The sequence below is a fragment of the Paenibacillus sepulcri genome, assembly GCF_042647105.1.
In the GTDB taxonomy this organism is placed as follows: Bacteria; Bacillota; Bacilli; order Paenibacillales; family Paenibacillaceae; genus Paenibacillus_Z; species Paenibacillus_Z sepulcri.
Genome location: NZ_JBHRUP010000001.1, coordinates 7,506,008 through 7,523,764 on the forward strand (window position 1 = coordinate 7,506,008; position 17,757 = coordinate 7,523,764).

Below are 17,757 nucleotides of genomic sequence, written 5' to 3' on the forward strand. Positions count from 1 at the left end.
TCTGTTCATGACTTTGAAGGGAGGTTCAAGATGATAGGTTCGTTATTGGTGCCTCAGCAGGTAAAATACGGTCCCGGCGTATTTGATAGCGTTGCGGAGACTGTGGGATCATATGGGAATCATGCTCTGCTTGTCACTGATCCGGCCATGGTTGGTCTGGGGATTGCCGACCGTTGCATGGGGATGCTGCGGTCAGCAGGCTTGTCCGCGGCGTTGTACGCCGACATTCACACGGAACCTACGCTCATCCATGTAGAGCAAGGCCTTGATATCCTCCGGCGGGAAGGCTGCAACGTAATTCTTGCCGTTGGAGGGGGAAGCTGCCTGGACACGGCCAAAGCCATCGCGGTGATGGCCGGGAACCCGGGCAGCCTTAGGGATTATTGGAACGGAGACCGGTTCAAGTCGCCGCCGCTGCCATTGGTGGCGGTACCGACCACGGCCGGGACTGGCTCTGAAGTAACCCAGATCACCGTCATCATCGATCCGGACAATGAGGTGAAGATGATGATCAAGCAGCCGGAGCTGCTTCCGCGCGCCGCTTTCGTCGATCCGCTGCTGACGGTTTCCTGTCCGCCCGCTGTTACGGCCGCAACCGGCATCGACGCATTATGTCATGCGATTGAGGCGTATCTGTCCCGCCAAGCGCATCCATTAACGGATTCGCTTGCCGTTGGGGCTATAACATTCATTAAAGAGGGTTTGGTTAAAGCTTTCGAGGATGGTACGGATGCCCAAGCCAGAGAACAAATGGCCGTTGGCTCGATGATGGCGGGAATGGCCTTCTCCAACGCCTCGGTTACCCTCGTGCACGGGATGTCCCGTCCGGTCGGAGCCCTGTTTCATGTGCCCCACGGACTAAGCAATGCCATGCTGCTTCCTGCCGTTATGGAATTTACAAAGCCAAGCGCAGTGGACCGTCTGGGCGGCATAGGAGAATTGCTTAATCCTGCGCTTGCCGCTCTGCCTGCCGGGGCCAAAGCGGATGCGGCTGTCGAGGAGTTGAAGCGGCTTTGCCGCAAATTGCGCATTCCGAATATGAGCGGCTGGGGGATCGACCGGGAGCTCTTTGAGCAGAACTTGTCCAAAATGGCCGGCGATGCGCTGGCAAGCGGCAGCCCGGCTAATAACCCGCGCATACCTGAGCATCATGAGCTCGTGGAGCTGTACCGGATTTGTTTTGATTATGATATATCCGGGGAAGAGAGGCAGGGCTAGGAGAGGAAAGCGAATTGGATACTGAATCTCATGTCTTTCTAATAGAATGGAATCTTAATAGAATCCTTGTATCGCGGCTGGCTGCGGTATAAGGATTTTTTTGTATGTATACGGCCCTGCAAGCCGAAATGATAAGGAAATAATTGGATGACGCGAAAATAGTTAAATAAATCCATCAGTTTCATAATATTGTCTACTATTACCGCGAAACCGGTTTTGTATATAGTATAGAAGTGTTATTTGATTACAAATAGTGGAGATGAGGGGCATTGAAATCGACAAGTATCAGCAGTGAAATGAAAACGGTTACGAACCCGGGCCAAAAGCCGAGGATCTGGCATGATATTCCCGGCAAATACAAATTGTTTTTGATGGCATTTCCGTTCATGATTCTTGTTTTTTTATTTTCCTATTTGCCATTGTATGGATGGGTCTATTCCTTCTATAACTTTCGTCCGGGGATTCCGCTATCTGAAACCGAATATGTAGGCATGCAGTGGTTCAAGTCCATGTTCAGCAATCCTACACAAACGGCCGAGGTCATGCGCGTCTTGAAAAATACGATGGCCATGAGCTCGCTTGGCATCCTGACCTCTTTCCTTCCGGTCATTTTCGCAGTCTTTCTTTCCGAAATGCGATCGGCCCGCTTCAAGAAATGGGTGCAGATTCTCACTACGCTCCCCAATTTTATCAGCTGGGTGCTTGTTTACTCCTTCGCTTTTATGCTTTTTTCCGTTGATAACGGTCTTATCAATCATATCCTGATCAACCTTGGCCTGACCGACAGAGGGATCAATTTTCTCGCGTCCGACAGCCATACCTGGCTTTCGATGACACTATGGGGCCTGTGGAAAGGGCTGGGCTGGGGAGCGATTCTGTACATCGCCGCTATTTCCGGCATCGACCAGGAGCAATATGAAGCGGCAAGGGTGGACGGCGCAGGGCGGTTCCGCTCGATCTGGCATATTACAATTCCAGGTATCATGCCCACCTATTTTGTTCTGCTGATGCTGACAATCGCCAACTTCATCAACAACGGGCTGGACCAGTATTTTGTATTCCAGAATGCCATTAACAAGGATCATATCGAGGTTCTGGACCTTTACGTATATAATATCGGCCTGCTTGGCTCCAACTTTTCATTCGCTACGGCGGTCAGCATGCTGAAGTCGATCATCAGCATCATCCTGCTCTTTTTTGCCAACACACTATCAAAAGTCGTCCGCGGCGAGAGTATCGTCTAATCCCGAACAGCCAGGAGGTCGTAACCATGCGGAATAAACGCTCAGCGGGAGATCTGACGTTTCATACGCTCAACTATCTCGTATTTGCAATCCTTGCACTGCTTTGCATCTTTCCTTTTTATTATTTGTTCATCAATACAATCAGCAACAACGACCTCAGCAGTCGCGGGTTGATATCTTTCTATCCCAGAGAGCTGCATTTCACGAACTACATAGAGGTGCTGCAAATTCCCGGCTTCGGACAGGCTGCGTTTATGTCGCTGTCAAGGACGGTCCTGGGTACCGTGCTCACAGTGGGGGGCTCCGCTCTGCTCGGATTCATATTTACAAAGAGGGAGATGTGGGGACGGACGTTCTGGTACAGATTTGTTGTCGTCACCATGTATTTCAATGCCGGTATTATCCCGTGGTATATCACGATGATGAACCTCCACATGACCAATAATTTCCTTGCTTACATCATACCGGGCGTCGTATCGCCGTTTTTCGTTATTCTGGTCAAAACCTTTGTCGAGTCGCTCCCGATAGCTCTGCAGGAATCGGCGATGATCGACGGTGCGGGCTACTGGATTATTTTTACCCGGATCGTTTTCCCGCTTATTACTCCCATCCTGGCAACGATCGCCATCTTCTCGGCAGTCGGCCAGTGGAATTCCTTTACCGATACATTGTTCCTGATGGCAAATCCGAAGCTGTATACGCTGCAGTTTGTGCTCTACAAATATATTAATGAGGCTAACTCGCTGGCAGCGATCATCCGGAATTCGCAGGGAGGCGGCCAGGCGATCGATCTGTCCAGCATGCAAACGCCGACGTCGATCCGCACTACGGTAACCATGATAGTCGTGTTCCCGATTCTGCTTGTGTATCCCTATTTCCAGCGCTATTTCGTCAAGGGGATCATGATCGGAGCCGTCAAAGGCTGACCATTTCGTTGAAGGGCCGGCATGAGAAAAGGAGTGATGTCTAATGCGCCTTGCCGCATGAGAGCGGAAACGGAAGTTACCTGTTAAACCATTATTGAATTTATTGGGAGGTCGAGTAAAGACATGAAAAGCATTATAAAAAAAGCATCAACCGTGCTGATGGCATCCATCCTTCTCGTGGGTTTGGCTGCTTGTTCCGAAGGCAATAACAATGCGGCAAACAATGCAGGCAGCGGCACGGACGCCGCGAATGGCACGAAGCCGGCGGACACGAAGGAGCTTTATAAAATCAATGTTTACTCTCAACTGGCAAACTTCTCGGGGAAGCAGGGCGGCTGGTTCGCCAAAGTTCTGAAGGACAAGTTCGGCCTTGAAGTGAACATCATCTCGCAAAACCTGGAAGGCGGCGCGAACAAATTTGCTACGACGATGGCATCCGGCAACCTCGGCGATCTCGTTGTTTTCGGCTCGGACGGCCAGGACTACCGCGATGCGATCAAAGCGGGCATGGTGCTCGATTGGACACAGAACGGTCTGCTTGACCAGTATGGCAAAGATCTTATGGCGAATGTGCCCAAAGCGATCGAAAAGAACAAAACGTACTTCGGAGACGGCAAAGCCGTGTATGGCGTCGGCTTCGATGCAGCGGCGGATGGTGCAACAGGCTCTGCTGACGGAAACACAATGACGTATCAGTCCGACATGCGCTGGGATCTGTATCAGAAGCTGGGAAGTCCGAAAATAGAGAACATGGAAGCCATTCTTCCCGTACTCAAGAAGATGCAGGAGCTTGAGCCCAAGAGCGACAGCGGCCGTCCGACATACGCCTTCTCCCTCTGGGCCGATTGGGACGGCAACATGATGACGTTGGCGAAGCAATTTGCGGCCATGCAGGGCTATGACGAGAGCGGTCTGCTCCTCGTATCGGCGGATGAAGAGAAATACCAGGACCTTCTGTCTGAAGACGGCTACTATTTGCGGACGCTGAAGCTGTATTATGACGCGAACCAAATGGGTCTGGTGGACCCGGACTCCCTGACGCAGAAGTTCGATGACGTCAGCAACAAGTTCCGCGACGGACAAGTGCTGTATTCCTGGTTCCCGTGGCTCGACAGCGCATACAATACGCCGAATCATACCGATGCAGGAAAAGGCTTCGCAATGGTAGGCTTTGATAATCAGAAGATTTATTCGTACGGACAAAATCCATATGGCGGCAACCGGTTGTGGGCGATCGGCTCGAAGGCGAAGCAGCCGGAACGGATCATGGAATTCCTGAACTGGATGTACTCTCCCGAGGGCGTGATGACACAAACGAATGGCCCGGAAGGCCTGACGTGGGAAATGAAGGACGGTAAAGCGGTGCTGACGGACTTTGGCAAAAAGGCGTTGAAGGATACAACGACGCAGGTGCCGGACGAATTCGGCGGCGGCCAGTACAAGGACGGCACGAACCAAATGAACAACACTTCGCTCAAGGTCAGCAATATCAATCCAAACACGAACGAGCCGTATGACTGGAACAGCTGGTCCTCGGTGCTGGAAGACAACCCGAATCCGGTTGACAAATCGTGGCGGGAAGCAGTAGGAGCTTTGACCCCGCATGAGCTGCTGGAGAAAAACGGTCAAATTGCTGTGAATCAGCAGCTGCCCGAGCCGGCTGCCATTATGGATCAAACATTGAATCAAAAGCTGAACCAGGTGGCAACCGTCATCAAGCAATACTCATGGAGAATGGTCTTTGCCAAAAACGACCAGGATTACGACAAGCTGAAAACCGAAATGATCAATAAAGCAAAAGGTCTGGGCTATGACGAGCTCATCAGCTGGCAGGCTGATCAAACCAAAAAGGTTTTCGAGCAGCGCAAACTAAATTCTTGAGTAAACAGGGGATTGATGCCCGGGAAGGTAATGGCTGCTGCGTTCAAGAATAAGGTCCGAATGAAGTCCGCTATCATAGCGGGCTTTTTTTATATGTAAAGGAAAAATTTAAGACCAGCCGCCCACAAACTTAAAGTGATGTAATCTCCTATTTATCGTGACTAGATTTTTAGAATGCGATAGAATGATAAAATCCGACAGTTAAAGCAGGTGGCGCTGGAATGTACCGGTTAAACAGATATCAAACCAAGCTGCTGATCTTCAGCACATGTGTTTGTACGATTCCAATTATCGTACTCGGGATTTTGTTTTATTATGAGTTCTCGCAGTCGATCCAGGATAAGGTAAACGAAGGCAACCGGCATATATTGGAGCAAACCCGGCTCCGGGTGGAGCAGGTGCTGCAGGGGGTGGACTTATCCCTACAGAGGCTTGTTGATGATGATAACGTGGTTCAGTCCATGAGCCGGGATTTATCTCCAGCGAATTTTCAATTCACGCTGGCCTTGTCCTCGAGGTTGAATCAGGTACAGCGGTTTGATTTCGGTCTTCAGGATGTCGACTTGATCGGACTGCAAAACGGCTGGATATTGAGCAATTACGGACTTCAGCGTGTAAGCGCAATCACGAATAAGGAACGCATCAAGCAGTATGTCAATCTATCGGGCAACTCTTTCTGGACCACCGATAAGGGCAGTCTGGCCAGGAACACAATGAGCCCCGGCGAGAGTACCGTCAGTCTTGTCAAAAAAATCCCCCTGATTTCGGATAACCCGGACGGCTTGCTCATCGCCGAAATTTCAACTCATGAATTGTACCGGTTCATATCGCAAAACAATTCATTAGGCGAGATCTTTATTTTTGACGCGGCGGACCAATTGCTGGTCAAGCAGAACAAAAAAACGCCATATCCCGCCTCGGAGATTGAGACGTTCATGCACAGCATAGATCTGGAGAAGCAGTCGTCGGGCCATGCGACAGCGGAGCTCAATCATCACAAGGTAGGGATCGAATTTCAAAAGTCCTCCTACAACCAGTGGCTCTATCTATCGCTTATTCCGCTCGAGGACATCAAGAAAGAGTCATGGAGAACAAGCTGGATGATTCTGCTGGTTTGTCTGGGACTGCTCGTCCTGGCCAATGTAACCGCATTCCTGTTCACGCGGCGCTTGTACTCGCCGATTCAACGCCTGTATGAGCTGTGCTTCAACAATATCGGCAGAACGCATGGTCATAAAGTCAACGAATTCGATATTATTAACGAAAATATCGTGCGCCTGCAGGATGTGCAAATCCAGATGACGCAGCAGATCCAGGGCCAGGTCAGGCAGCTTCAGGAATTGTTCGTACTTAAGCTTGTGCAGGGAGAATTCCATCCCTCGGAAATCGACGGCAAGCTCTCCGTCATGGTCCACAATCCGCCCGCCGATCTCAAATGGATGGGCGTAATCGTCCTGCAGATCGACACGCTCGAAGGAACCCGGTTCGAAGAGAAGGACCGCGAGCTGCTGCTTTTTGCCATCAATAATATGGTCGGCGACATTATTCCGGGCAAGCAAAGCCTGCTGCCCATTATCGTCAAGGAGAATCAGGTGAACGTTGTGCATACGCATCACGAATCCCTGGAGCTGTTTCAGACGTTTATCGCCGCGATGGCGGAAAAAATAAAGCTGGAGGTTCAGCGTTACTTGAGCCTTCCTGTCAGCATCGGCGTCAGCCGGGCTTATCCGCAGCTGAAGGATGCGGTTCAAGCTTATGCCGAAGCCAAAGAAGCGCTCAAATACCGGCTTCTCTCCTTTGACAAGATGATCCTCTATTATGAAGACATCAATCTGGAGGATAACAAGAGCATTTCATTTCCCGAGGAAACGGAAAAGCAGCTGATCCAGGCGATCAAATACGCCGAAGCCGAAACGCTGGATCCGCTCATCGAGCAGCTGATTCAGGATATTACGAAGCAGAGCGGCAATTATATCGATTATCAGGTTTCTTTTATCCGCTTCTTTGCCGATCTCGCCAAGCTGCTGCAGGAATCCGACCTGTCGCTGCACGCCATATACGGTGAGAACAAGCTGCCGCTTCAGGAGTTGTTCGAGCTTCATACGGTCGATGAAATCCGGGACTGGTTCCGGAACAAAATCATTAAACCGGTGATTCCGCTGTTCGAAGAACGCAAGAAAACCAAATTTCAGAGCCTTTCCTATGAAATCGTTCACATGATTCAGAACGAATACGATACGGACCTCACGCTGGAAATATGCGCTTCCCGTCTCCATTATCATCCCACTTATATAAGCCGGGTGCTGAAAAATGAAGTCGGCCTGAACTTCAGCGAATGCCTCGCCCGTCACCGGCTGGACGTCGCCAAAAAAATGCTGGAGGAAACCGATTTGAAAATTTCCCAAATCGCTGAGAAGCTGCGCTATCATAACTCGCAGAATTTCATCCGGTATTTCCGCAAAATGGTCGGCATGACCCCGGGAGCCTACCGCGAGCAGCATCTGAAGGGGCTCAGCGGATAATCCGCAGGTTGGCTCCTGATTACCGGCAGTTCATCTAGTGATTATTCCCTTGCCCGGTATGCGGTAATACCGGGGTATTTGCGTTGGTTATCCTGTGAGCCTATGAAGTTATCCGGCCCAATGGTAGGGTAGACGGGTGAACGATAACCTGCATAGCAAAGGGGGATTAGCTTGATCAGTGAAGCATCCAGAGAATTGAAAGCCTACCGTCCCAACTCCGCATTGGCAAAAAGATTGCTCAAGAACCGCTGGCTTTATCTCATGCTGCTTCCGGGAGTGCTGTACTTTATTATCTTCAAATATTTACCGATGTGGGGCGTGCTTATCGCCTTCCAGGATTATTCGCCGTTCTCGGGTTTTGCAGGGAGTCCATGGGTAGGCTTTGACAACTTCCTGCAGTTTTTCAAGGATGACTCCTTCGCCCTCATTTTCCGCAACACGATCATCCTGGCGGTTTATAATCTGGTTTTTTTCTTTCCGCTGCCGATTATTATCGCGTTGATGCTCAACGAGCTGCGTATCGAGGTTTTCAAACGCTTCATACAGACCTTGATCTACATCCCGCATTTTATTTCCTGGGTTGTGGTCGTAGGCATCGCCTACATTTTGTTTACGCCGGAAAATGGACTAATCAACAACCTCCTGATCGGGATGGGCGGCGAGAAGATCAACTTCCTGCTCAGCAACGAATGGTTCAGACCGATGATTATCGGCCAGGTTCTCTGGAAGGAAACGGGCTGGGGAACGATTTTATTTTTGGCAGCGCTTTCAGGCGTTGATACGCAGCTGTATGAAGCGGCCCGCATGGACGGCGCCAACCGATGGAGACAGCTGTGGCATATTACGCTGCCGGCGATCAAGAGCACGGTCATTATTCTCCTGATTCTGAGGCTTGGCAGCTTCATGGATTCCGGGTTCGAACAAGTGTTTCTGATGCTTAATCCGATGAACCGCGAGGTAGGAGAAGTGTTCGATACGTTCGTTTATACGAGCGGCCTGCAGCAGGGGCATTTCAGCTATGCGACGGCGGCGAATCTGTTCAAGTCGGCGGTGGGCGTCGCACTCGTCCTGGGGGCGAATTATCTGGCCAAGAAGGCAGGCGAAGAAGGCATCTACTGATGCGGTTGCGGTTCATCTGCGATAAGTTAGTTTACTCGGAAAGAGGTGACCACGAATGAAGGATCGAACGCTGGGAAGCCGGTCATTTGATGCTGTGAATTATGCGCTGTTATTATTTTTTGGCCTATGCACGCTGCTGCCCTTTATTTATATTATCGCCGGTTCGTTTACTGCGCCGGAGGAGTTTATCTCCAAGCCTATCATTCTGTTTCCGACGCATTTCTCATTGGCAGGCTATCAGTATATTTTTTCATCGAGTATTATTTTCAGAAGCCTGGGCGTCACAGTCTTCATTACGGTTGCGGGAACGCTGATCAATCTGCTTTTTACCTCTCTGATGGCGTATCCGCTGGCGAGGAAGGAGCTGGACGGCCGCAGGACGATTATGCTGATGGTGACATTCTCGATGCTGTTCAGCGGCGGGATGATTCCGACATTTCTTATTGTAAAATCGCTTGGCCTGCTGAACAGCTACTGGTCCTTGCTGCTGCCTAACGCGATCAACGCCTTCAATCTGATCGTCCTGCGGAATTTCTTCCAGCAGCTGCCGGAAGGACTGGAGGAGGCGGCCAAAATCGACGGATGCAACGATTTGAGAATCCTGTGGCAAATTATCATTCCGCTGTCGCTCCCCGCCATGGCGACATTCACGCTCTTTTATGCGGTGGGGCATTGGAACTCCTTTTTCCATGCGGTGCTGTACATCAATGATAATTTGAAATGGCCCGTTCAGGTCTGGTTAAGACAAATCGTCATCTTATCGCAGGGCGGCATGGGCGATTCCGCCGCTTTCGACAGCACCTATATAACACCGCCGTCGCAAATCGTGAAGATGGCTGTCATTGTTGTTTCAACCGTACCGATCCTATGCGTGTATCCGTTTCTGCAAAAGCATTTTGCCAAAGGCGCCATGCTGGGTTCCGTTAAAGGTTAATAAAATTGATGCAGGGGGTAAACCATGTCCAAATTAGGAAAAAGATTGAGAAAACCGTTCCTGGCAGCAGCAATGGCCAGCATAATGGTGGGGGCGGCGGCCTGCAGCGGCGGCACGGACAGCGGGCAAGCCCCGAATCAGGGCGCTGCCAAGTCCGCGGAGCCGTTCGAGATTACGATGATGAATCAAAGCATCGTGGCGGAGCCGCCAAGTCCGGATGATCCCATCATCAAGGCGATCGAGGACTATACGAATACGAAGCTGGATATTCAATGGGTGCCCGGCACGACCTATCCCGACAAGCTGAACGCTACGATCGCCTCCGGTTCGCTTCCGATGGTGGTTCTGCTTCAGGACAGGCAGGAGTCCGTGGTCAATGCGATGCGGTCGGGCTATTTCTGGGAAATTGGTCCATTCCTGAAGGATTATCCGAATCTGGAGCGGTCCTTGAACAAGCAGGTATTGAAGAATGTCTCGCTGGACGGCAAAATTTACTCTATTTTCCGCAGCCGTTCGCTCGTCGGGGACGGGATGATTTTCAGGAAGGATTGGCTGGACAATCTGGGGTTGAAAGCGCCGACCACGACGGATGAGCTGTACAATACGATAAAGGCATTTACGCTAGACGATCCGGATAAGGACGGGAAGAACAACACGGTCGGCGTCGCCGAAGAGTCCCTGCTGCGCGGCTTTAATTTCATCCTGGCGGCCTTCGGGGGCGGGAATTTGTGGGACGTGAAGGACGGCAAGCTGGTGTCGACCCTATACAGCCAGGAGTACATGGACGCCTTGAATTTCTACCGCAAGCTGTATCAGGAGAAGCTGATCAATCAGGACTTTGCGATCGCCACCCGGCCGCAAAATATAGACAACATGGATAAGGGCACATACGGCATGCGGCTGGGCGATCCGGACCAAATCACGCGCCATTCGCAGCTGCTCAAGATCAACCCGAAGGCGGAGCTTGACGTTTCCGCTTCAATTAACGGGAGCAAGGGCGTTCGCATGCTGATGAGCACAGGCTATACCGGGGAATTCGTATTTCCCAAATCCAGCGTGAAGACGGAAGCGCAGCTTAGGCAAATTCTTGCTTACTTTGACAAAATTTCCGATGAAACCGCTCAAAATATTTTTGAATGGGGAATTGAAGGCATTCACTACACGATGAAAGACGGCAAACCGGTGCGGACGCAGGAGCAGACGGACAAGTACAATGCGGAAGTCGTCCAGCTTGAGCAAACGCTGGAGGTAGCGGACGGGTCAAGAGCCATGCAGGGCAGCATCGATCCTTACGTTCAGAAATACAAAGACGCGAAGAACGCGGTTGCGGGCAATCTGGTGGTCAATCCGGCAGCTGCCTATATTTCCGATACGTTTAACCAGAAGAGCGCCGATTTGAACAAAATCATCAACGATGCGCGCATTAAATACATTATGGGCCAGCTCGACGAAGCAGGCTGGAAGGACGCGGTGTCAAGCTGGGATAAGGCCGGCGGCGGCCAAGTGACGGAGGAATTAAACGAACAATACGCCAAGGATACAGACAAGTAGTCGGGGCAAGACCTGCACGCTGCCGTCCCGACGGCAAGCTGGCGGAATAGAAGTCCAATGGGAGGAAAACACAATGAAGGTTAAGGATTTGACCTGTTATGTGGCAAGCGGACTGCTGTATGTAAAAGCGGATACGGATGAAGGGGTCTCCGGATTCGGGGAATGCAGCCCGATGCGCCCGGAAATTCTGGTGGAGATTATCCAGCAGATCATCAAACCGCAAATCATCGGCAGCGATCCTTTCAACATCGAGAAGATCGAAGAGAACGTGATGCGCAAGCATTATAAAATGTCCGGCCAGATGCTGGCAGCCGCCTACAGCGGAGTGGAGATCGCGCTCTGGGATGCGAAAGCGAAATTTTTGAAGCAGCCGTTGTATAATTTGCTCGGCGGCAAATACCGGGAGACGATTCCGCTCTACGGATCCAGCATGAGCCGGGATCTCACCCACGACCAGGAGGTCGAGAAGCTGAAGGAGGGGATTGCCGACTATCATTTCGGCGCCGTCAAGATCAAGGTTGGTCCGAGATTCGGCAGCGGACTGCCTGTCGATCTGGACGAGGATGCGGAGAAGGTGCGGAGAGTGCGGGAGGCCATCGGGCCGCATGTCCGGCTCATGATCGACGGCAACAGCTCTTATACTTATATTCAGGCGGTTCAGCTGTACGAAAAAGTGAAGGATTGCGATATTCATCATTTCGAGGAGCCCTGCCCCTATTTCGATATCGAAGCCTATGTGAAGCTGGCGCAAACGATACCTGTACCGATCCATGTAGGCGAACAGGACTGGAATATCTTCACCTTCCGCGATTTTATCGCCCGCGGCGGCTGTCATCTGTATGCGGCCGACCCGATCAAATGCGGGGGGCTGCTGAGCGCGAAGAGAGCCGCCACTTTGTGCAGAGCGTTCGGCATCCATTATGTGCCGCATAATACGACCCGCGGCATCGGCTTTGCGGCAGCTCTGCATCTGGCGGCCAGCACGCCGGAGTGCACCAGCTACTATGAGTATTCAATCGAGAAAAGCAATCTGCGCGGCCAAATGCTGAAGACGGAATTCAAAGTAAGCGAAGGACGCATTCATGTGCCCGATGGACCGGGTCTTGGCATTGAGCTGGATGAAGAGAAAATGAACAGCATGCTTACTGTCGTGAAATAGCGCCGTATGTGTAAGATATGGAGCATGTGCCCATATCATATCCGATTCGTGAAGGAGCTGCAGCAGATGCAGCTCCTTTATGTTTTTCAACCTGAAGCTGCGATGATGGCGTACAGGAAAACTGTGAATGAGAGATATCGCGTACTCTGCGGGTATCTCTAAGGATTATGCTGAGTAGCTTTAAGGATTATCGGGATTATAAAGTCTGAATATAGAGGTCCGAATGAGCGGGGAGGGCAATTGTCGCTTTCAGGATTGTAGTCATTTACCGGGCTGTACGGAATAATGAAAAGGCCGGTCACGGGTATGGCTCACAACTATCAACAGCGGGGTGAAATATGAAAAGAAGATATGCGATTTGCGGGGTCAGCAATCGAAGCATGAAGATGTTCATCGGTCCCATGATAAATACCTTCTCCAATCAGGCCGAGATTGTCGGATTGCTTGATATCGATCCAAGGAGGTTCGAGGTCTGCAAGCAAAAATTTCCCGGGCTTGGGCCTGTCCCGGAATTCGGTCCGGATGATTTCGGTACGATGGTGGAACAGACCAGTCCCGATGTGATTATCGTAACGGGGCGCGACGATACCCATGCTTCTTATATTGTTCAGGCGCTGGCGTGCGATCTGGATGTGCTGACAGAGAAGCCGATGGCGACAACCGGCGCCGATTGCCGCCGGATTATTGAAGCTGAGAACAGGAGCAGAGGGAAAGTGACGGTTGCCTTTAATTACCGCTTTACGCCCATACACAGCCGGATCAAAGAGATGGTGCTGGAAGGAAAGGTGGGCAGAGTGACCTCGGTCGATCTGAACTGGTATATCGACACGTATCACGGAGCCAGCTATTTCAAACGTTGGAACCGCTTACGCGAGCAATCCGGAGGGCTTTCCATCCATAAAAGCTCCCATCATTTCGATCTGGTCAACTGGTGGATCGGCCAGCAGCCGACAGAGGTATTCGCTTTCGGGGCACTCAACTATTACGGTCCCGGGGGAGAGATGAATCCGAAGAAAGAGGACGGCCGGCATTGCGGGACCTGCGAGGTCAAGCAGGATTGCCGTTATTATATGCGCTGGTCCTCGCGCAGCAAGGAGGTTCATGTGAAGGACGACCATATTGGTTCGCCGGATTCCGGCGGAGCAGAGGCACCGTACAGCCACTATCGGACAGATGCCTGCATCTTCGATTCCGAAATCAACATCGAGGACACCTATTCGGCGAACGTGAAGTATAACGGAGGGGCGCTGCTCACGTATTCCGTCAATTTCTCCCTTCCCTATGAAGGCTATCGGCTTGCCATAAACGGAACCCGCGGGCGCATCGAAACGATGGAATACCACTCTTCCGGCAGAGTCCCGTTTCCTGTTCCGGCGCAGACCATCGATTATTTTCCTCTGTTTGGAGCCAAAGAAACCGTGCATGTCGTTCACAGGGAAGGCGGGCATGGCGGCGGCGACCCGGCGCTGCTGGAGAATATATTTCTGGGTCCCGATCCGAATCGGACCTTTGACATTCTGTCCGGCTCATGGGACGGCGCTTATGCGGTCGGTACCGGTGAAGCGGTCTGGAGATCGGTCAGGGAGAATCGGCCGATCCGGATCGATGATGTGCTTGAAGGAGGCGTTGCGCTTGAAAACGCAAGTGACGCACGCGGCGCAATCCGTCCGTAACCGCAAAGCCGGAGTGCTCTGGGGCCGATTCGTCAAGAGCCGTTATTTGTATATGATGGTGATGCCAGGACTGCTTTATTTTGCCCTGTTCAAATATTTGCCGATGTGGGGGATCCTCATTGCCTTTAAGGACTATCTGCCCTTTCGCGGCTTCTGGAACAGCCCGTGGGTCGGCTTCAAGCATTTTGACCGTTTTTTCCACGATCCGGTATTCTGGACTCTGTTCGAAAACACACTGATTCTGGCCATTTACAATATCATCTTTTTCTTCCCGTTCCCGATTCTGATTGCGCTTATGCTTAATGAGCTGCGCCGGGAATGGTTCAAGAGAAGCATACAGACCTTCATCTATATTCCGCACTTTGTGTCGTGGGTAGTCGTTGTCGGCATGGCCTATACCTTCTTCTCGTCCGAAGGCGGCATCTTCACGGATATGCTCGTTGATGCAGGGATGAACAAGGTTAACTTTCTGATGTCCAACAGCTGGTTCAGGCCGATGATTATTCTTGAATCCATCTGGAAGGAATCAGGCTGGGGAACCATTATTTTTCTCGCCGCCCTGTCGGGGGTCGATCCCACGCTGTATGAGGCAGCCAAGATGGACGGCGCGGGACGGATCAGACAGCTGTGGCATATTACGCTGCCGGCGATCCGCAGCACTATTATCATTTTGTTCATTTTGCGGCTGGGCACTTTTCTGGATACGGGGTTCGAGCAGATCTTCCTTATGCTCAATTCCACCAACCGTGAGGTTGGCGAAGTGTTTGATACTTACGTGTACGCGACCGGCGTTCAGCAAGGGCAGTTCAGCTTCAGCACCGCTGTCGGCCTGTTCAAGTCGCTTGTGGGTCTGATGCTGGTGCTGGCAGCCAATAAATTAGCCAAGAAGGCAGGAGAACAAGGTGTTTACTAACGAAGAAAGGAGGCTGCTGCCATGATCCGCTCATCGCTTGGTTCGCGTTTTTTCGATCTGGTGAATGCCGGGGTTCTGATCGTTTTCGCTTTGATTGCCATCATTCCGTTCTTGTTCGTATTGTCGGGTTCCTTCACTGCTTCCGAAGAGCTGTTGAACCGGGGGGTTGTCCTCTTTCCGACCAAATTATCGCTCGAAGGCTACCGCTATATTTTCTCGGCGGAGACGATTCTGAGAAGTCTGGGTGTGACGGTCTTCATTACCGTTGCAGGGACGTTCATCAACCTCTTCTTCACGACGCTGACCGCCTATCCGCTGGCCAGGAATGAATTTATGGGCCGGGGACCCATCATGCTGCTCATCTTGTTTACGATGCTGTTCAGCGGGGGGATGATTCCGACATTTCTCGTAGTCAAATCCTTCGGCATGCTCGACAGCTTCTGGTCGCTGTTAATCCCGAGCGCGATCAGCGCGTTTAATCTGATTATTCTGAGAAACTTCTTTCAGCAGCTGCCTGACGGGCTGGAGGAATCGGCCAAAATTGACGGCTGCAACGATTTTCAGATTTTGTTCCGCATTGTGCTGCCGCTTTCCCTTCCGGCCATGGCTACCTTCGCGTTATTTTACGCGGTAGGCCATTGGAATACGTTCTTTAATGCTATCCTGTATATTAACGATAATGCGAAATGGCCGATTCAGGTATGGCTGCGGCAAATTGTGATCTTGTCGCAAGGAGGTGTCGGAGACTCGCAGAATATGGGGAGCGACTATGTGGCTCCTCCCGGCGAAGTGATCAAGATGGCGGTAATTGTAGTCTCCACCGTACCGATTTTGCTGGTTTATCCGTTTCTGCAAAAGCATTTTGCCAAAGGGGTACTGCTCGGCTCCGTCAAAGGATAGGATGGAAGGCTGGAGCAACAAGCTGCTCATCAAACTATATTCAGGAAAATGGGAAGGGGAATTATTCATGGCTATTCCGCGTTATCTCAAACAAGGCCTGCTCGCTGCAGGAGTTCTGTCCCTGGTCATCACCTCGGCATGCGCCAGCAGCAATGGGGAAACGAACGAGGGCGCTGCCTCTGCGCCTGCAGAATCGTCAAGCCCGTCAGAAATTACGATGATGAATCAATATTTAACGGCAGAGCCGCCAAATATGGACAGCGAGCCGATGAAGCTGCTCCAGGAATATACGAATGCCAGCTTGAATGTGACCTGGGTTCCCAGTTCAAGCTACAGCGAGAAAGTCACGGCTTCGATTGCGGTTGCCGGAGATTTGCCGAAGCTGCTGCTCGTGAAGGATGACCGCAACCCGGCTATCATCGATGCGGCCCGGGCAGGCTTGTTCTGGGAATTGGGACCTTATCTGAAGGACTATCCGAATCTGCAATCCTTGGATCCCGCACGGTTATCCAACATTTCCATAGACGGTAAAGTATACGGTGTCTACCGCTGGAGAGCCATTGCCCGCAACGGAATCATTATCCGCAAGGACTGGCTGGATAACCTGGGCCTGCAGGAACCCAAAACGATCGACGAGCTGCTGAACGTTATTAAAGCGTTTACTTACGACGATCCGGACAAAAACGGCAAGAATGATACATTCGGCATCTCGTTCGACTCGAACAGCGCACAGTTTAACCATTTCCTGTCCATCATGGGAGGTCCGAATCTCTGGGCCTATGAGGACGGGAAGATGACTCCGGATTTCATGACGAAGCCGTATATGGATACGCTCAAGATGCTCAAACAGATGTATACCGATAAAGTGTTCAACAGTGATTTTCCTGTTGTTAAGGACCGTACGGTACTGATTAATCAAGGTAAGGCGGGTGTCTATATCGGAGCCTACGATGATTTGAACGCACGGTTTACCGATTTATTCAAATTGAATCCGGATGCCAAGCTGGATCCCATTCCGAATGTCAGCGGACCTGACGGCATCAGAGTACAGGGGGGAACAGGCTATAACAGCGTCTTCATGATTCCGAAGACGAGCGTCAAAACCGAGGACGATCTGAAGGAGGTATTGTCCTTTCTCGATAAACTCGGCGACGAGAAGGTGCAGAACCTGATGTCATGGGGAATCGAAGATAAGCATTACAAGGTGGAAAGCAGCAAAGCGGTGCGTGTCGACGAGCAAATTTACACCAATGAGGTCTATAACGAGTTGTTCCAACTGATGGTGTTTGACGGCAAGAAGGCTCTTGCCGGCGATCTGGATCCGAATGTTGCGAAATACAACAAACTGATTCAGGATAACGAGCAATACGCCGTTCCAAATCCGGCGCTGCCGCTCCTGTCGCAAACGTATATGGAGAAAGGGAGCCAGCTTGAGCAGATTATTATGGATGCCCGGACCAAGTTCATCATTGGCGAATTGGATGAGAAAGGCTTTGAGCAGGCGATAGCGAACTGGCGGAAAAATGGCGGCGACCAGGTGATTTCCGAATATGAAAGCGATTATGCCAAAACAATGAATAAGTAAACGGCGGGGAATACCATTGCTTGTTCGTCTTGCTCTCTGCAGATTGCGGCTTTGAAGATTTATAGAATTTCATCGCATCTTTATGCGATAATGTAAGCGGTTGTAATACTCGGCTTAAAGAAAGAGAGACCG

Annotated in this window: 13 protein-coding genes; all 13 read left to right on the forward strand. The window is 51.2% G+C overall.

The annotated features are described in order from the left end of the window. Positions 1-33 precede the first annotated feature (33 nt). The 13 genes from ACFOLF_RS32630 (at position 34) to ACFOLF_RS32690 (ending at position 17,625) form a co-directional block, all read left to right on the forward strand. On the forward strand, positions 34-1,218 hold the full coding sequence (locus ACFOLF_RS32630; protein ID WP_379112665.1) for an iron-containing alcohol dehydrogenase: 1,185 nt from the start codon (positions 34-36) through the stop codon (positions 1,216-1,218). Between the two features lie 269 nt (positions 1,219-1,487). Next, complete coding sequence (locus tag ACFOLF_RS32635; RefSeq protein WP_379112597.1) at positions 1,488-2,462, forward strand: ABC transporter permease; 975 nt, start codon at positions 1,488-1,490, stop codon at positions 2,460-2,462. A gap of 26 nt (positions 2,463-2,488) precedes the next feature. Next, complete coding sequence (locus ACFOLF_RS32640; RefSeq protein ID WP_210044024.1) at positions 2,489-3,388, forward strand: carbohydrate ABC transporter permease; 900 nt, start codon at positions 2,489-2,491, stop codon at positions 3,386-3,388. A 123-nt stretch (positions 3,389-3,511) separates the two neighbouring features. Next, a complete protein-coding gene (locus ACFOLF_RS32645) occupies positions 3,512-5,269 on the forward strand; it encodes an extracellular solute-binding protein (protein ID WP_210044023.1) in 1,758 nt (585 codons plus the stop codon). 221 nt (positions 5,270-5,490) lie between these two features. Further along, positions 5,491-7,791, forward strand: coding sequence for a helix-turn-helix domain-containing protein (locus tag ACFOLF_RS32650; RefSeq protein WP_210044022.1), 2,301 nt, complete (start codon positions 5,491-5,493; stop codon positions 7,789-7,791). A 195-nt stretch (positions 7,792-7,986) separates the two neighbouring features. Next, positions 7,987-8,910 (forward strand): ABC transporter permease, encoded by a 924-nt coding sequence (locus ACFOLF_RS32655; RefSeq protein WP_379112668.1) that lies wholly within the window; start codon positions 7,987-7,989, stop codon positions 8,908-8,910. Positions 8,911-8,965: 55 nt separating this feature from the next. Beyond that, on the forward strand, positions 8,966-9,844 hold the full coding sequence (locus tag ACFOLF_RS32660) for a carbohydrate ABC transporter permease (RefSeq protein ID WP_210044021.1): 879 nt from the start codon (positions 8,966-8,968) through the stop codon (positions 9,842-9,844). A 24-nt stretch (positions 9,845-9,868) separates the two neighbouring features. Next, complete coding sequence (locus ACFOLF_RS32665) at positions 9,869-11,395, forward strand: extracellular solute-binding protein (protein ID WP_210044020.1); 1,527 nt, start codon at positions 9,869-9,871, stop codon at positions 11,393-11,395. A gap of 73 nt (positions 11,396-11,468) precedes the next feature. Next, positions 11,469-12,554 carry a mandelate racemase/muconate lactonizing enzyme family protein gene (locus ACFOLF_RS32670; RefSeq protein WP_210044019.1) on the forward strand — a complete coding sequence of 362 codons (1,086 nt, stop codon included), beginning with the start codon at positions 11,469-11,471 and terminating at the stop codon, positions 12,552-12,554. Positions 12,555-12,892: 338 nt separating this feature from the next. Beyond that, on the forward strand, positions 12,893-14,227 hold the full coding sequence (locus ACFOLF_RS32675) for a Gfo/Idh/MocA family protein (protein ID WP_210044018.1): 1,335 nt from the start codon (positions 12,893-12,895) through the stop codon (positions 14,225-14,227). Positions 14,228-14,279: 52 nt separating this feature from the next. Beyond that, on the forward strand, positions 14,280-15,140 hold the full coding sequence (locus ACFOLF_RS32680; protein WP_379112671.1) for an ABC transporter permease: 861 nt from the start codon (positions 14,280-14,282) through the stop codon (positions 15,138-15,140). 21 nt (positions 15,141-15,161) lie between these two features. Further along, positions 15,162-16,040 carry a carbohydrate ABC transporter permease gene (locus ACFOLF_RS32685; protein ID WP_210044017.1) on the forward strand — a complete coding sequence of 293 codons (879 nt, stop codon included), beginning with the start codon at positions 15,162-15,164 and terminating at the stop codon, positions 16,038-16,040. A 67-nt stretch (positions 16,041-16,107) separates the two neighbouring features. Next, positions 16,108-17,625 (forward strand): extracellular solute-binding protein, encoded by a 1,518-nt coding sequence (locus ACFOLF_RS32690; protein WP_210044016.1) that lies wholly within the window; start codon positions 16,108-16,110, stop codon positions 17,623-17,625. Positions 17,626-17,757: the final 132 nt, after the last annotated feature.

Excerpts from the sequence above, each read along its gene's own strand:
- ACFOLF_RS32640 (WP_210044024.1), top strand. The coding sequence starts at position 2,489 with ATGCGGAATAAACGCTCAGCGGGAGATCTGACGTTTCATACGCTCAAC.
- ACFOLF_RS32645 (WP_210044023.1), top strand. The coding sequence starts at position 3,512 with ATGAAAAGCATTATAAAAAAAGCATCAACCGTGCTGATGGCATCCATC.
- ACFOLF_RS32650 (WP_210044022.1), top strand. The coding sequence starts at position 5,491 with ATGTACCGGTTAAACAGATATCAAACCAAGCTGCTGATCTTCAGCACA.
- ACFOLF_RS32660 (WP_210044021.1), top strand. The coding sequence starts at position 8,966 with ATGAAGGATCGAACGCTGGGAAGCCGGTCATTTGATGCTGTGAATTAT.
- ACFOLF_RS32665 (WP_210044020.1), top strand. The coding sequence starts at position 9,869 with ATGTCCAAATTAGGAAAAAGATTGAGAAAACCGTTCCTGGCAGCAGCA.
- ACFOLF_RS32670 (WP_210044019.1), top strand. The coding sequence starts at position 11,469 with ATGAAGGTTAAGGATTTGACCTGTTATGTGGCAAGCGGACTGCTGTAT.
- ACFOLF_RS32675 (WP_210044018.1), top strand. The coding sequence starts at position 12,893 with ATGAAAAGAAGATATGCGATTTGCGGGGTCAGCAATCGAAGCATGAAG.
- ACFOLF_RS32680 (WP_379112671.1), top strand. The coding sequence starts at position 14,280 with ATGATGGTGATGCCAGGACTGCTTTATTTTGCCCTGTTCAAATATTTG.
- ACFOLF_RS32685 (WP_210044017.1), top strand. The coding sequence starts at position 15,162 with ATGATCCGCTCATCGCTTGGTTCGCGTTTTTTCGATCTGGTGAATGCC.
- ACFOLF_RS32690 (WP_210044016.1), top strand. The coding sequence starts at position 16,108 with ATGGCTATTCCGCGTTATCTCAAACAAGGCCTGCTCGCTGCAGGAGTT.